General features: G+C 64.9%; 12 protein-coding genes and 1 pseudogene. 10 read left to right on the top strand and 3 right to left on the bottom strand.

The annotated features are described in order from the left end of the window. Positions 1-186: 186 nt before the first annotated feature. On the bottom strand, positions 187-504 hold the full coding sequence (locus tag MA09_RS24420; protein ID WP_152594518.1) for a hypothetical protein: 318 nt from the start codon (positions 502-504) through the stop codon (positions 187-189). 239 nt (positions 505-743) lie between these two features. On the opposite strand from MA09_RS24420, the gene MA09_RS01120 reads away from it, so the two are divergent. After that, positions 744-1457 (top strand): pseudouridine synthase, encoded by a 714-nt coding sequence (locus MA09_RS01120; protein WP_036244534.1) that lies wholly within the window; start codon positions 744-746, stop codon positions 1455-1457. Positions 1458-1564: 107 nt separating this feature from the next. On the opposite strand, the gene MA09_RS01115 is transcribed toward MA09_RS01120, so the two are convergent. Beyond that, on the bottom strand, positions 1565-2833 hold the full coding sequence (locus MA09_RS01115) for an ROK family protein (protein WP_081897358.1): 1269 nt from the start codon (positions 2831-2833) through the stop codon (positions 1565-1567). Positions 2834-2844: 11 nt separating this feature from the next. On the opposite strand from MA09_RS01115, the gene MA09_RS24765 reads away from it, so the two are divergent. From MA09_RS24765 to MA09_RS01090, 6 genes are all read left to right on the top strand, one after another. Beyond that, a complete protein-coding gene (locus tag MA09_RS24765) occupies positions 2845-3009 on the top strand; it encodes a hypothetical protein (RefSeq protein WP_161783183.1) in 165 nt (54 codons plus the stop codon). Positions 3010-3336: 327 nt separating this feature from the next. Next, entirely contained in the window at positions 3337-6372 is a 3036-nt protein-coding gene (locus tag MA09_RS01110; RefSeq protein WP_229440515.1) for a TonB-dependent receptor, read from the top strand. Between the two features lie 140 nt (positions 6373-6512). After that, positions 6513-7235 (top strand): SapC family protein, encoded by a 723-nt coding sequence (locus MA09_RS01105; RefSeq protein ID WP_036244532.1) that lies wholly within the window; start codon positions 6513-6515, stop codon positions 7233-7235. Next, a complete protein-coding gene (locus tag MA09_RS01100) occupies positions 7225-8238 on the top strand; it encodes a cupin-like domain-containing protein (RefSeq protein ID WP_036244530.1) in 1014 nt (337 codons plus the stop codon). Before MA09_RS01105 ends, MA09_RS01100 begins: the two co-directional genes overlap by 11 nt. A 338-nt stretch (positions 8239-8576) precedes the next feature. After that, complete coding sequence (locus MA09_RS01095) at positions 8577-9692, top strand: phospholipase A (protein WP_036244529.1); 1116 nt, start codon at positions 8577-8579, stop codon at positions 9690-9692. Between the two features lie 153 nt (positions 9693-9845). Next, positions 9846-10835 carry a fumarylacetoacetate hydrolase family protein gene (locus MA09_RS01090; RefSeq protein ID WP_036244528.1) on the top strand — a complete coding sequence of 330 codons (990 nt, stop codon included), beginning with the start codon at positions 9846-9848 and terminating at the stop codon, positions 10833-10835. A gap of 100 nt (positions 10836-10935) precedes the next feature. On the opposite strand, the gene MA09_RS01085 is transcribed toward MA09_RS01090, so the two are convergent. After that, positions 10936-12147, bottom strand: a complete 1212-nt coding sequence (locus tag MA09_RS01085; protein ID WP_200883016.1) for a hypothetical protein — start codon at positions 12145-12147, stop codon at positions 10936-10938. A 244-nt stretch (positions 12148-12391) separates the two neighbouring features. Between MA09_RS01085 and MA09_RS01080 the strand changes: the two genes are divergently transcribed. The 3 genes and pseudogenes from MA09_RS01080 (at position 12392) to rfbC (ending at position 14587) form a co-directional block, all read left to right on the top strand. Further along, the gene (locus MA09_RS01080) at positions 12392-13543 is read left to right on the top strand and encodes a glycosyltransferase (protein WP_051933067.1); all 1152 of its coding nucleotides are present in this window, start codon (positions 12392-12394) and stop codon (positions 13541-13543) included. 40 nt (positions 13544-13583) lie between these two features. Beyond that, positions 13584-14039 (top strand): annotated as a pseudogene (locus MA09_RS23520) (sugar phosphate nucleotidyltransferase); the annotation flags it as partial. A 2-nt stretch (positions 14040-14041) separates the two neighbouring features. Further along, the gene (rfbC, locus tag MA09_RS01070) at positions 14042-14587 is read left to right on the top strand and encodes a dTDP-4-dehydrorhamnose 3,5-epimerase (RefSeq protein WP_036244848.1); all 546 of its coding nucleotides are present in this window, start codon (positions 14042-14044) and stop codon (positions 14585-14587) included. The last annotated feature ends 264 nt before the right edge of the window (positions 14588-14851 follow it).

The raw sequence follows: 14851 nt of genomic DNA, 5'->3' as shown, positions 1-14851 counted from the left end.
TGCGACTCAGAGCAGGCCAGTGAAGACGGCAACAGTCATCACATCTGCTCAGAGGCACCCCTACTGCACCACGGTGCAGCTTCGAGAGAATTCAATTCCTCACAGTGGTGTTCCTTCTCAGGAAATGGAAACGACGGCTCCGGCCGTCGTTTTCATTTCCCGAGTCGGTCTGCGTGCAGTGCCAGGCTAGAGAGAGTCGCCATCGGGCACCGGCTGGCAGTGGTCCATCGGGGGAGCAGCTTGCGTACGGGGTGCCTCCTCGTACTGGCTGAAACCGCCGCGGTCGAGCCAGGCCTGGAAATCGCGCCGGGCGGCGGCATACCAGGCAGCGCGCAGGGTAGGGGCGCCATGGTGCAGATGGGGAACGTGGCCGCCATGCTGCCAGCGCGACAGCGCCAGGCGGGTGGGAAACAGGGCAGCATGAAATCTGGCAATCTGGTGCCGCTCGGCAGGGTCTGCTGCTTGCGGAGGCACGCCATTGGTCGGTTGCGCGTCGGTATGCACGGTTTTGTCCTATCGGTATGGGAAGGGTGGTGCGGCAAGATGTCCTCGTATAATTAGGCGGATTCCTAATGCGTTGAAGTCTATCAATCAGAATCGTCCTAGGCTTGACGCGCGTCAAATGTGCGGAAGCATCCGAAGGCCTGTCAGAATATTGCTTACCCTAAATGAGCAATGACCGTTCCGGCATGGGCGCAGCGGGTGCTTTGTCGGGACTGCCCCTTCTGTTAAAGTGGCGCCCCATGAGCAAACTTTCACTGGACCGCATCCTGCAATCGCAGGGTTTCGGCACCCGCAAATACTGCCGCGCGCTGATCGAGGACGGCGACGTGCTGGTCAACGGCGCGGTCGAAGACAATTACAAGGCCACGTTCGACACCACCGACCTCGTGCTGACGGTGTTCGACGAGGAATGGCGCTACCGCGAGCACCTTTATCTTGCCCTGTACAAGCCGGCCAATTACGAGTGCTCGCGCAAGCCCAGCCACCATCCCGGCGTGCTGACCCTGCTGCCCGAGCAGTTCGGGTGGCGCGAGGTGCAGCCGGTCGGCCGCCTCGACCACGACACCACCGGTCTTCTGCTGATGTCGGACGATGGCCCCTTCATCCACGCCCAGTCCTCGCCCAAGCGCCACGTGCCCAAGGTGTACCAGGCCACCACCGCCGAGCCGGTGACCTCGGTGCTGGTCGACCAGATGCTGGCGGGCGTGCAGCTGCACGACGAGCCGGCGCCCCTGAAGGCGGTATCCTGCGTGCAGCGCGGCGAGCACCAGCTCGAGATCGTGCTGGAGCAGGGCAAGTACCACCAGGTCAAGCGCATGCTGGCCGCCGCGGGCAACCACTGCAGCGCGCTGCACCGCTCGCAGATCGGCGGCCTGACGCTGGAATCGCTCGGGCTGAAGGAAGGGGAGTGGTGCTACCTGGAGCCGGAACAGCTGGCCTTGCTGGTTCCGTAGCGTGGGGTGATAGTTGGAATTTGAGGAGTCGCACGGGCAGCGGCACCGTGATTCGGCCGCGTGGGCGTTTGTCATTCCGGGCATTGCCCGAAATTACCCCACCCACCCTACTGCATCAGGCCTAGCGCGGCATTCGACGCCCGCACCTGGCGTCCCGCCTTGTCCACCCGCCGCGCCATGCTCTGCAGGTCGAGCGGCCGCGTGAGCCGGTGGCGCGCCAGCGCTGCGGCGCCTACCGCAACCGCGTCGGCGCCGAAGCGCGAGGTGCGGATCTCCGGCGCGGTGAGCATTGCGGCATCCGCGTAGCCGCCCAATACCCGGCGCGCCGGCGCGATCAAGGTGTCGCCCAGCCGCAGCGCCGGCCCGCCGATGACGATCGCCATCGGGTCGAAAGCCGCCCACAGGTTATTCAGCAGTACCCCGAGCTGTTCGCCGGCCGCGGTCACCGCCGCGCAGGTCTGGTCCTGCCCGTGCGCCACCTTGTCGAACAGCCGCTCGAGCGCCGCACGGCCCGGTTTCTCGGTGCCCAGCAAGGAGCCCAGCCCGATCAGTGCATCCGCGCAGCCGCAGCGCCCGCACGAGCACAGCGGCCCATTCGCCTGCAGGATCGCGTGCCCGACTTCGCCGGCGAAACCGTTCAGGCCGGTGAGCAGGCTGTCGCCGACGATCACGCCGGCGCCCACGCCATAGCCGATCGACAGGTAGACCAGCGGGTCCGTGCCCGATTGCCCGGTGAATTCGAATTCGGCCAGCGCCGCAGCGTTCGCCTCGTTCTGCATGTACAGCGGCAGCCCCTCCAGCGGCGTGCCCGCGAAGTGCGAGCGCACCTGGCTGTCCACGTCGACGTTGCGCCAGCCCAGGTGCGGCGCGTAGCGCAGCACCCCGAGCGTTTCGTCGACCCCGCCATGCAGGCCGAGTCCGATGCCCAGCACCTGGCGCGCGCCGCCCATGCTGCTGGCACGCCCCAGCCGGCGCGCGAGGCGTACCAGTCCGGCAGCCACCAGCTTGATGCACGAGGCCGGATCGGCGCTGTCGTCGTAGCTGACCACGCGCGTGTCGAGCACCTCGCCGAGGAGGTTGGTGGCAAGCACGCGCGCTTCATCCACGCCGATTTCCGCGCCGAGCAGGGCCAGGCGGCTTGGGTCGAGGTGCAGCGGCGTCGCGCGCCGGCCCACTTCGCCGGTTGCGATCAGCTCGCTCTCGGTAAGCCAGCCTTCCTCCATCAGGTCGCGCACCAGCATGCTGACCGTCGACTTGGTCAGGCCCAGCACCTCCGCCAGCGAGGCACGCGACAGGCCGGGTTGTGTGCTGACCTGCCGCACCAGGGCCATCCGGTTGAGTTGCTTCAGTAGTTGGTGGTCCCCGGTGACTGGCATGGATGAATTCGATGAGTGAGTGTGATGATTATGCAACAGCTGCAGCAACAGCAGGAAATGGTGTCCGTATGGATGGCCGGATGAAGAATTGCCAGTATAACCAGCTCCTTGCAGGAATATCAGCACTCCAGAAAAAACGCAAAGTCCTTGATTTTTTTATGAAATCGATTTCATAATCATTTCTGAACAGACAAATGATGCCTGTCGCCAAACGTTCACGGAGCCGGCAGACCCTACCCACGGCGGGTTGCCGGCTCCGCAACACAGCTGATCGGCCTCTATTTTGTTTGTTCGACGAATTGACTAATTCAGGCATCCACTTTAATCTTTCGTCAATACAAAAAGTCCGAGCGGCAATTCAAAAGCCAAGGCGATGCGGCACCCGCACAAGGCACAACGGACACGGCCCCACTACAAAGTTTCAATCAGGTGTTTTTCGGTAACGCCACCAGCGGCACGTTCCCACCCGGGCGCGGCCATATTTGTAGAAGAGAGGAGACACAGTGCTGCACACACAGAAGAAGGGTAATTCGCTCTACCCGGGTACGACGCGTCGCTTGATCACCCTGGCCGTGGCGAGCGCCTGCGCCACCCTGGTCGGTCAGGTCCATGCACAGGAAGCGAACAACGCGGCCGCCAACGCGACCGATCCGGCCACCACCGCCAACGCCAACGCTAGCCCCAGCGCTGCCAACACCGTGGTCGTGACGGGTATCCGCGCCAGCCTGCAGTCGACGCTGAACCTGAAGCGCAACTCGGACGGCTTCGTCGACGGCATCGCGGCCGACGATATCGGCAAGTTCCCCGACACCAACCTGGCCGAAGCGCTGCAGCGCATCAGCGGCGTGTCGATCGACCGCAACCGCGGCGAAGGCGCGCTCGTTACCGTGCGCGGCGTCGGCCCGGACCTGAACCTGGTGCTGCTCAACGGCCGCCAGATGCCGACCGCGAACCTGGGCGACCAGTCCGGCCGCGCCTTCGACTTCAGCAACCTGGCCGCGGAAGCCGTGTCGCAGATCCAGGTGTACAAGAGCGTGCGCGCCGACGTCACCCCGGGCGGCATCGGCGCCACCCTGAACGTCATGACCGGCCGTCCGCTCGACCTCGGCAAGCAGTCGAGCTTCGGCGCCAAGGTGATGTACGACCGCTCGAACGACAACCTGCCGGCGCAGAACAAGGCCAATCGCTCCTACACGCCGGAACTGTCGGGCCTGTACAGCACCACCTGGAACGACGGCATGTTCGGCCTGTCCGCCAGCGCCAGCTACCAGGAACGCAACATGGGCGTGAATACGGCCGCGGTCATCAACGGCTGGCTGGGCCCGTACCGCATGGGCCAGACCGGCGACGGCTCGCTGCCGCAGCCGAACCACCCGAACTTCGTCAACATCAAGAACCCGCCGACCGGCAACACGCTGTACTCGCTGCCGCAGAACCTGTCGTACAAGATGAACGGCTACCAGCGCCAGCGTACCAACGGCCAGCTGACCTTCCAGTTCCGCCCGATCAAGGAACTGACCACCACCCTGGACTACACCTACGCCCAGAACAAGATCCAGCACCGCTACAGCGAGCTGTCGGCCTGGTTCGGCCACAACGTGGACATCCAGGGCGCCAGCTTCACCGGCAGCGGCATCGTGTCGCCCCTGTACTACGAAGAGCGCCACACCACCAACCAGGACTTGTCGATGAACGCCGGCGATTCCGCCACCAAGTCGACCCTGAACTCGATCGGTTTCAACACCCAGTGGCGCGCCACGCCGGACTTCACGCTCACCTTCGACGCCCACCACTCGGTCGCCGAAGCGAAATCGGACAGCCCGTACGGCATCAACAACGACCTGGCCACCGCCAGCTTCTCGCGCCGCACCACCCGCGCCGACTTCACCAACGAGATGCCGGTGCTGATCGTCGACGGCATCGATTTCCAGCGTTATCCGCACCAGGTCGCCGGTTCCTGGTTCCAGGACGGCCGCAACAAGATGAAGCTGGACCAGGCGCAGATCGGCGGCAAGCTGAAGCTGTTCGAAAGCTCGGGCCTGAACTTCGGCGCGGCCCTCACCAAGAACGAGAACCACTCGATCTTCCAGCAGGTGCAGCGCGATACCTGGACCGGCACCGTGCCGAACACCTCGGCCGCCTACAACCAGGGCCTGTGGCACGCGGATAACCTGCGCAACTACTTCGGCAAGCTGGGCGGCGCGGACAATCCGGCCTTCTTCACCCAGATGCATGGGATCGATTTCGCCGCGCTGCGCGACCAGGCCATCGCGATCACCGGTGACCGCGCCGGCTATACCCCGAGCCTGGCCAACCCGGCCTACAACCGCACCACGATCGAGAAGACCAAGTCGCTCTATGTCCAGTTCAATACCGACTGGGATACCGCGCTGCCGATGCATACCGGGATCGGCTTCCGCTACGAGCAGACCCGGGTCGAGTCGACCGGCCTGACCAAGGTGCCGACCGGCGTGCGCTGGATCTCGGCGAACGAACTGCCGATCGACTTCGGTTCGCAGGTCTTCGAGACCCTGGAAGGCAAGTACAACAACTTCCTGCCGAGCGTGGACTGGGACATGGACCTGCGTTCCGACCTGAAGCTGCGCGCCAGCTACGGCGTGTCGATCGGCCGCCCCCGCTACGACCAGATCGCCGGCGGCAGCACCTACGGCACCACCGCCACCGTCACCGGCACCACGGTCAGCCGCGGCAACCCGGCGCTGGAACCGGTCAAGTCGAAGAACCTGGATCTGTCGGCCGAGTGGTACTACAACAAGCAGAGCATGTTCTCGCTGGGCGCCTTCCACAAGAAGCTGACCGATTACACGGGATCGACCGTCATCACCGAAGGCTCGCCAAGCGCCACCACCCCGGTGGGCGGCGCTTACTGGAATGCGGCGCTGGCCTCCGGCTGCGCGTCCTCGAACCGGACCTGTATCCGTAACTACATCCTGCGCACCTTCGACGGCCGGCCCGGCGTGACCTTCACCGGCAACAACTCGGCAGGCGATGCGGAAGGCACGATCCGCGGCATCGCCGGCGATCCGGCGCTGCCTTACCAGGTGTCCACCCTGGTCAACTCGCAGGGCGCCACCCTGAAGGGCGCCGAGGTCAACTGGCAGCACATGTTCGCCAACGGTTTCGGCTTCCAGGCCAACTACACCTACGTGAAATCGGACCTGACCTTCGACGACCAGGGTGTGGGCAACCAGTTCGCGCTGGTCGGGCTGTCCGACTCCGCCAATATCGTCGGTATCTACGAGAACCCGACCTGGTCGGTGCGCGCAGCCTACAACTGGCGCGACAAGTTCCTGTCGTCGACCAGTAACAACAACCGCCCGAACCCCAGCTATGTCGAGCCCTACGGCCAGCTGGACATCTCGATCGGCTACAACGTCAGCAAGAACCTGAGCCTGTCGCTGGAGGCGATCAACGTCAACGACGAGACCCAGCGTGTCCATGGCCGTACCGAGATGCAGGTGCTGTCGATTTCCACCGGCGGGCGCCGCTACATGGTGGGCGCACGCTACAAGTTTTAAGCGTTAACACGCTTGGTGCCGGGCGGTTGCGTTGCCGCCTTTTCCGACAGGCCGTCTTCGTACGGCCTGTTTTTTCACACGCATGGCTTTGCCTGTGCGAAACTTCAAGAGCACAGAATAGAACAAGAGCAGAGGAGACCATGAGCCAATCCGTTTTGCTGCACAGCCTGGAACACAAGGACCTGCGCGTCATCCCCGAGCGCGGCGCCGCCTACGGCGACGACGTGATGTTCACCCTGACCTTCCCGCAGGAGTTCCGCCAGGTCCAGGCCCATTACCCGATCGTCTTCCGTCGCACGGACGACGCCATCGGCTACGAGGCGCTGGCGCTGTTCGGCTTCGAGACCGGGGAGAACCTGTTCCTGGGCTCCCAGGAATCCCCGGGCTGGGACGCGCACTACGTCCCGCTGAACATCGAGCGCCGGCCCTTCCTGATCGGCCGCCACGGCGACGAGCTGAATATCCACATCGACCTGGACAATCCGCGCGTGAGCCGGACCGAAGGGGAGGAACTGTTCCTGCCCTATGGCGGCACCAGCCCCTACCTGGAACGCATCCATTCGGTGCTGCTGACCCTGCACCAGGGCTTGCAGGCCATGCCGGCCTTCGTGGGGGCGCTGGTCGACCACGAGCTGCTCGAATCCTTCGTGGCCGACATCGAACTGAACGACGGCTCGCAGCACCGCCTGATGGGCTTCTACACGATCAACGAGGAGCGGCTGCAGGCCCTGCCGGGTGCGGCGCTGGAACGCCTGCACCGCGCGGGCCACCTGGAAGCCATCTACATGGCGGTGGCGTCGCTCTCCAACTTCCGTGACCTGATCGCGCGGCGGGAGCGTCGAGAGGGCCGCCGTGCTGCCTGAGCCGGCGCCCATCCGCGCGCTCGACGGAGGCGCGCAGGGCGTGCTCAGCGACGCGCTGCTGGCTTCCACCGAGCCGGTCGTGCTGCGGGGCCTGGCCTCGTCCTGGCCGATGGTCGCCAAGGCGCGCGCCTCGCAGCAGGAAGCGGGCGCCTACCTGCGCCGCTTCTACCGCGGCGAACAGGTGCTGGCCTTCCTGGGCGCGCCGGAGATGGAAGGGCGCTACTTCTACAACGAGCGCCTGGACGGCTTCAATTACGCCACCGTCAAGGCGCCGCTCGACCAGGTGCTCCAAAAACTGGAGGAGCACAAGGACGACGTCCGCCCGCCCTCGGCCTATGTCGGCTCGACGATGATCGACCACTACCTGCCGGGCTTCCGCGCCGAGAACGACCTCGACCTGGGCGGGCGCGATTCCCTGGTGAGCATCTGGATCGGCAACCGCTCGCGCATCGCCGCCCATCACGACGTGCCGGACAATATCGCCGTCGTGGCTGCGGGGCGCCGCCGCTTCACCCTGTTCCCGCCGGAGCAGGTGTCGAACCTGTACATCGGGCCGCTCGACTTCACGCCGGCCGGGCAGGCGATCAGCCTGGTCGACTTCGCCAAGCCCGACCTGCAACGCTTCCCGCGCTTCGCCCAGGCCATGCAACACGCCCAAGCGGCCGAGCTGGGGCCGGGCGACGCGATCTTCATTCCCTCGATGTGGTGGCACCACATCGAAGCGCTGGAGCCGTTCAACGTCCTGGTCAACTACTGGTGGCGCCAGTCGCCGCCGCACATGGACTCGCCGATCAGCGCGCTGATGCTGGCGCTGCTCACCCTGCGCGAGCTTCCGTCCGCCCAGCGCAGCGCCTGGCAGGAGCTGTTCCGCCACTACGTCTTCGAGAGCGACGGCGGCGAGGCGGCCCACATCCCGCCGCATGCGCGCCGGATGCTGGCGCCACTGGACGCGGACGGCGCACGGGCGCTGCGCATCCAGCTGCTCAACAGGCTGAACCGGTAGCTGTGTTATTACTGCCGGCCGCGTAGGAGCCAGCGGTCATGCGTAGGGTGGGCGGGTCTCCCGCCCACGCGGTGATCGTTAGCGGCAAGATCATCCGGCACGAAAGCGGAGCCGCTAGCAGTGAGCGGCAAGATCATCCGGCACGAAAGCGGAGCCGCTAGCGGTTAGCGGCAAGATCATCCGGCACGAAACCGGAGCCGCCAGCGATCACTACGGAGCCACGCAAAGGTGCGCCATCATCCCGGCTTTTCCGCGACACTGCCGTTGACAATCCGCCATGTCACGGACGCTTTTGCCCAGACAATGGCGGCCGCACAGCCGTTTCCGAAGAAAGCCTCATGCATTTGAAGAAGATCCCCGCAGCCCTGCTGCCCGTCCTGCTTGCCTCCCCAGCCTTCGCCCAACAACCGCCCCCGACAGTGCCCCAGCAACTGGCCGACTGCACCAGGCTGGCCGACACCACCCAGCGCCTCGCCTGTTTCGACCGCCTGGCCGCGGCCCATGGCGCGCCCCCCGCTGCGCCTGCGGCACTGGGCGCGCCACCGGCGACGCCGGCGCCGGACCGGGACGTCGCTGCCGCGAGTGGCCAGCAGCCGTCCGCCTTCCCGGCCAAGGCGCAGCCGGACCCGGCCGCATCAAGCGACCCGGCCGTCGAAGCCGCCGCCGAGTACACCATGGACGCTCACTGGGAACTCGAAGAGAAGCACCGCCGCGGCACCTTCGTGTTCCGTCCGCACCATCCGAACTACCTGATCGCGACCCGTAGCTACCGGCCCAACGAGGCGCCATACCGGCCCTTCCGGCGCGTCGGTTACTCGGACGATCTTTCCCACGCCGAGCTCTCGTACCAGCTCGGCTTCAAGATGAAGGCCGTCGAGACGGCCTTCGCGCTGCCGGTCGACGTGTGGTTCGGCTACACCCAGAACAGCTTCTGGCAGGCCGGGAACCGCGAAGCCTCCAGCCCCTTCCGCGAGACCAACTACCAGCCCGAGGTCATGCTGGTGGCCCCGCTGAACGTCAGCGCCTTCGGCGCCAACCTGAAGTACCTGAACCTGGGCCTGAACCACCAGTCGAACGGCCAGGCCTCGACCCTGTCGCGCAGCTGGAACCGTGTCTATGCCGAGGTCGGCCTGGAGCGCGGCCGCCTGTCCATGACGGCGCGCGTGTGGAAGCGCCTCAACGAGCCGCTCGAGGACGACAACAACCCCGACATCGTCGACTACATGGGCCGCGCCGAACTCACGGGCACCTATCGCATGGACGGCCACGAGTTCTCGGCCATGCTGCGCCGTAACCTATCGACCAGCAAGGGCGCGACCCAGCTCGGCTGGGCCTTCCCGCTGGCCGGTCCGCTCAAGGGCTACGTGCACTGGTTCTCGGGCTATGGCCAAAGCCTGATCGACTACAACTACTTCCAGCGCACCATCGGCGCCGGCGTTGTCGTGCAGTATTGATCACGTAGGGTGGGCGGATTCCGCCCACGCGGTGATCGTTATCGCGTGAAACATCGCACGCGACGATCTCGCCGCCGGTACCGCGTGGGCGGGAGGACCCGCCCACCCTACAGCTCAATTAGAATAGCGGGTTCACAATAGAGTCCGCTATTCATGAAACTCGCCACGCTCAAGGACGGCAGCCGCGACGGCATGCTGATCGTCGTCTCGCGCGACCTGAAGACCGCCCACGTCGCCGACGGCATCGCGCCCACCCTGCAGGCCGCGCTCGACGACTGGGCCTTCATCGCGCCCCAGCTGGCCGAGCTGTCGCTGCAGCTGAACGAAGGTCACGCCCGCCGGCCCTTCGACTTCGACCCGGCCGCCTGCATGGCGCCGCTGCCGCGCGCCTACCAGTGGGCCGACGGCTCGGCCTACGTCAACCACGTCGAGCTGGTGCGCAAGGCCCGCCATGCCGAGATGCCGGCCTCGTTCTGGGAAGACCCGCTCATGTACCAGGGCGGCAGCGACGATTTTCTGGGTCCGATGGACGACATCGTGCTGGCGCACGAAGAGTGGGGCATCGATTTCGAGGCCGAGGTGGCAGCGGTCACCGGCGACGTGCCCATGGGCGCCACGCCGGACGAGGCGCACGGCCAGATCCGCCTGCTGATGCTGGCCAACGACGTCTCGCTGCGCAACCTGATTCCCGACGAACTGGCCAAGGGCTTCGGCTTCCTGCAGTCGAAGCCGGCGACCGTTTTTTCTCCGGTGGCGGTGACGCCCGACGAGCTGGGCGAAGCCTGGCGCGGCGGCAAGGTCCACCTGCCGCTGAGATCAAGCTGGAACGGCAGGCTGGTCGGGCAGCCGGATGCCGGCATCGACATGGTGTTCAACTTCCCGCAGCTGATCGCGCACCTAGCCAAGAGCCGCAACGTCCGCGCCGGCAGCATCATCGGCTCGGGCACGGTGTCGAACAAGGATGCGGCGAAGGGCTATTCCTGCATTGCCGAAAAGCGCTGCCTGGAAATGATCGCCGACGGCGCGGCCAGCACGCCGTTCATGCGCTTCGGCGACACCATCCGGATCGAAATGCTGGATGAGAAGGGAAAGTCGATCTTCGGGGCGATCGAGCAGACGGTCAAGCGGCTGGAGCGCTCGTAGGGTGGGCGGGGTAATTTCGGGCAATGCCCGGAATTACAAACGCCCACGCGGTGATAGCTGGCAGCAAGATCATCCGGTGCGAAAGCGGAGCCGATAGCGATCACCGCGTGGGCGGCGAAGCCGCCCACCCTACGGACCAGAACGAATCCGGCGCACCCTCGCCACGCAAGTCCACCTCCACCGGCCTGCTGATCCGCCGCAGCACCTCCGCCGCCAGCAGCCGCCCGTCCGGCTCGTGCAGCCGGTACCAGAGGAAGGCCACGCCCGACAGGCGCAGGTGCTGGCCGCTGAACAGGTTTTGCTTCACGATGCTCATGCCTTCCAGCCGCAGGTCGGCATCGAGCACCAGGCTGCCCGCCGTGCGCTCGCTGTAGCCGAGGTAGCGCGCGGCATTGAACAGCGGGCTCCTGTCGCTGGCTTCGCCGGCCTTGAGCGAGTCCACGAACGCGTCCACCACCTTCAGCTGCGCCAGCGCCGCCTGGGCCACCGCCGCCATGTCCTTCTTCTGCTCGCCCTTGGCGGCATCGAGCAGCGCCTGCAGTTCGGCGATGCGCTGGGCGTAGGCGGCGCGGTGGACGGCGAGGGCCTGCAGCCGCCCCAGCAGTTTTTCGTAGCGCACCCAGTCGAGTTCACCCAGGTAGCCGGCGCCGAGTCCGCTGATGCGCTCGGGGCAGGCCTGTGCCAGGGCACTGGCGAATAGGCTGCGCGCGCCTTCGCCGTAGCCGATCCCGGAAGCGCTCACGTCGCTGCGCAGCAGGGCGGCAATGTCGGCGCCGGCGCGCACCGTGGCCGGGACCACGGTGAGGACCGCCAGCGGCAGCGCCGCCGCATTGGCGCCGGGCGGGCGCTGGGTGTCGAGGTAGCGCTGCAAGACCTTGTTGCGCTCGGCCATGTCGCTGGAGAGGCGGGCGAGGGCGCTGTCCACGGTGCGCGCCGCAAGCATGCCCTGGCTCGTGGCCGGATCGTAGAGGGCGGCGGTGCGCCCGGCGGGCAGGCGGGCGCACAGGCTCGTTGCGAGTTCGCGCGCCAGGTCGAAGGCGCGTACCAGGCCGGCGGCGCCGAACTGGCGGGTCTCGATACTGCCGGCGAGGGGCTTGGACTGGGCCGGCGGCAGGCACGCCAGCAGCTCGGCGCGCTCGGCTTCGGCCAAGGCCTGGCGGGCTTCGGCCTCGAGCTGGCGGGCGCGTAGCTCGGCCAGTTCACTGGACTGGCCGTTCGCCGGCATGGCCGGCACGGCGAATAGGAAAAGCAGAAGAAGGATCGAAGGCAGTTGGGGAAGGGCGAATGCGGCGCGGTACCGGGTGAGGACCATCGGGACTCCCGATTGCAAAAGTCATTCAGAAGAATAATTGCCGCAAGTAATGATGTCATAAATTGTCGGGAATATTAGTAGAAGTTTCTAACCGGTTGATTGTGAGATATCAAGCTTCCTAGAATCGTGAATTCTGCTGGCCGATCAATGGTTTGCAGATGCCAGCTGGGTCACACTCTGTAACACGTTCATCCATTAGCGAAATGGAAATGCGATAGAATTGACGAGTTGACAAAGTGGTTTTATGAGTCTGATTAATTTCCCATTTACCGGCCTCGAGCTTGGTTTTGCGGTGTCGCTTGCCTGTTCCCTGCTGCTCGTCCTGACGAAGCGCTGGCACGGGCGCTATTCGCTCGACGTGACGCACGGTGTGCAGAAATTCCACCTCACCCCGACGCCCCGTATCGGTGGCGCCGCCATCATGCTTGGCCTGTGGCTGGCGCTCGGCATGCTGCCCGAGGCACAGCAGGAGCTGCTGCTGCCGGTGCTTGTAGCGTCCATGCCGGCCTTCGTATTCGGCCTGGCCGAAGACCTGACCCGTAACGTTTCGGTGCGCGCGCGCCTGTTCGCCACCATTGCCAGCGGCGTGTGCTGCTGGGGCCTGACCGGCGTCACCCTGCTGCACATCGGCATTGCTCCACTCGACATGATGCTGACCTGGCTGCCAGCCTCGGTCCTGTTCACCGCTTTCGCAGTGGGCGGTGTGGCCAATGCAGTCAACATCATCGACGGCTTCAACGGACTGGCGAGCGGCACCGTGCTGATCGGCATGGCTGCGCTTGGCATCATCGCCCAGGACGCCGGCGATGCTCACCTGGCCCAGCTGTGCTTCCTGGTATGCGCCGTGACCGCCGGCTTCTTCGTTGTGAATTTCCCCTTTGGTAAGCTGTTCCTCGGCGACGGCGGCGCCTACCTGCTCGGCTTCCTGCTCGCCTGGCTGTCGGTGATGCTCATCTACCGCAACCCGCTGGTGTCGCCCTGGGCGCCGCTGCTGGCTTGCGGCTACCCGGTGTTCGAGACCGTGTTCACCATCGTGCGCCGCCTGTGGTGCCGCCGCCATCCGGGGCACCCGGACAGCTGGCACCTGCACAGCCTGGTCAAGACCGCGATCGTGGCGCGCTTCCTGCACGCGCTGCCTGCGCCACTGCGCAATGCCTGCGTGTCGCCGGTCTGCTGGGTGGTGGCGTTGGTGCCGGCCATGATGGCGGTACGCTTCGCGGGCGTGCCGGAAGCGCTGTTGCAGGGCGTGCTGGCCAGCTTCCTGCTGTACCTGTCGGTGTATGCCTTCGTGGTGTCGGCATGGTATGCGCGCCGGCGCCGGACCAAGCGGTCCGATCCGCTATCTGGCGATGTGATCGGCGAGCCCGACTCTTCTTTGATCCAGCGCGGGCTCTGACTCCCCGTCGCAGGCGCAAACGCGCCATAATTCGGGTTAGCCGGAGCGCTATAGCGTGGTGGAGTTCGATGCCGAAGGCCGCGTCGTCAACGTGGAAGAGAAGCCGCGCGTACCGCGCTCGAACTATGAAGTCACGGGCCTGTATTTCTACGATGGCAAAGCGACCGAGATCGCCCGTTCGCTCAAGCCCTCGTCGCGCGGCGAACTCGAGATCACGAACATGAACCGCACTTACATGGCACTCGGCCGATTGCAGGTTGAGATCCTGCGCCGCGGCTATGCCTGGCTCGATACCGGCACCCACGAGTCGCTGTTCGACGGCAGCTACTTCATCGCTACCATTGAGCGCTGTTAGGGCCTGAAAGTGGCCTCTCCGGAGGAGATTGCTTACCGCATGGGTTGGATTAGCGCCGCGCAGCTCGCGGAACTGGCGGCGCCGATGCAGAACAATGGTTACGGACAGTACCTGATGCGGATCGTTAACGAGCAGGTGTTTGAATGGAAATCGTGCGCTTGTCCATTCCCGACGTCCTGCGGATTACGCCGCGCGTGTTCGCCGATGAACGCGGCATGGTGTACGAGAGCTTTCACCAAGCCCGTTTCGAGGAGGCCGTTGGCCGCAAGGTCAGCTTCGTGCAGGACAACCATTCGACTTCGGTCCGCAACGTCTTGCGTGGACTTCACTACCAGGTGCGGCAGACGCAGGGGAAGCTGGTGTGGGTCGTGGCGGGTAGGGTGTTCGACGTGGCCATGGACCCGCGGCGGTCGTCGCCCAGGTTCGAGCAATGGGTGGGTGAATTCCCGAGTGCAGACAACAAGGCGCAGCTGTTGGTGCCGGAGGGGTTTGCCCATGGTTTTCTTGTGCTGTCGGAATCAGCCGATGTCGTCTACAAGCTGACCGAATACTACGCCCCCGGACAAGAGCGCTGCGTCGTCTGGAATGATCGAGCCTTGGGCATCGCACGGCCCCTTCTCGGCAGTCCGCGGCTCTCCGCCAAGGACGAGCAGGGCGTGCGTTTCGAAGACGCCGAGTACTTTCCCTGAATCCGCAACAGCCCCCATGGATGGGGCTTCAATTCCGTAACGATCAGTATATAACCATATATTATGGATGAATCCTGATTTGTAAGATTTTCACGCAATGTAACAAAGAAGTTAATTGAGTTGAATCAATCTCTGTACCACTCTTGCTTGATCAATATCGTACAGCTCCAAATCTGTCTGTCATGGGCAAACAAGTGTTGTACTGCGGAGATTTTATTTGCGTTGGTAATTTCTTGCTGTTCACGGTGCCGTCGGGACGGGATA

Source organism: Massilia sp. BSC265 (genome assembly GCF_000740675.1).
Taxonomy (GTDB): Bacteria; Pseudomonadota; Gammaproteobacteria; order Burkholderiales; family Burkholderiaceae_D; genus Telluria.
The sequence above is the reverse complement of the archived record's forward strand: the minus strand, read 5'-3'. Positions and strand labels throughout refer to the sequence as shown.

What these genes read in the sequence shown, in the direction of transcription:
- MA09_RS01120 (WP_036244534.1), top strand. Translation starts at nt 744, where the DNA reads ATGAGCAAACTTTCACTGGACCGCATCCTGCAATCGCAGGGTTTCGGC.
- MA09_RS01115 (WP_081897358.1), bottom strand. Translation starts at nt 2,833, where the DNA reads ATGCCAGTCACCGGGGACCACCAACTACTGAAGCAACTCAACCGGATG.
- MA09_RS24765 (WP_161783183.1), top strand. Translation starts at nt 2,845, where the DNA reads ATGAGTGAGTGTGATGATTATGCAACAGCTGCAGCAACAGCAGGAAAT.
- MA09_RS01105 (WP_036244532.1), top strand. Translation starts at nt 6,513, where the DNA reads ATGAGCCAATCCGTTTTGCTGCACAGCCTGGAACACAAGGACCTGCGC.
- MA09_RS01095 (WP_036244529.1), top strand. Translation starts at nt 8,577, where the DNA reads ATGCATTTGAAGAAGATCCCCGCAGCCCTGCTGCCCGTCCTGCTTGCC.
- MA09_RS01090 (WP_036244528.1), top strand. Translation starts at nt 9,846, where the DNA reads ATGAAACTCGCCACGCTCAAGGACGGCAGCCGCGACGGCATGCTGATC.
- MA09_RS01085 (WP_200883016.1), bottom strand. Translation starts at nt 12,147, where the DNA reads ATGGTCCTCACCCGGTACCGCGCCGCATTCGCCCTTCCCCAACTGCCT.
- MA09_RS01080 (WP_051933067.1), top strand. Translation starts at nt 12,392, where the DNA reads ATGAGTCTGATTAATTTCCCATTTACCGGCCTCGAGCTTGGTTTTGCG.
- rfbC (WP_036244848.1), top strand. Translation starts at nt 14,042, where the DNA reads ATGGAAATCGTGCGCTTGTCCATTCCCGACGTCCTGCGGATTACGCCG.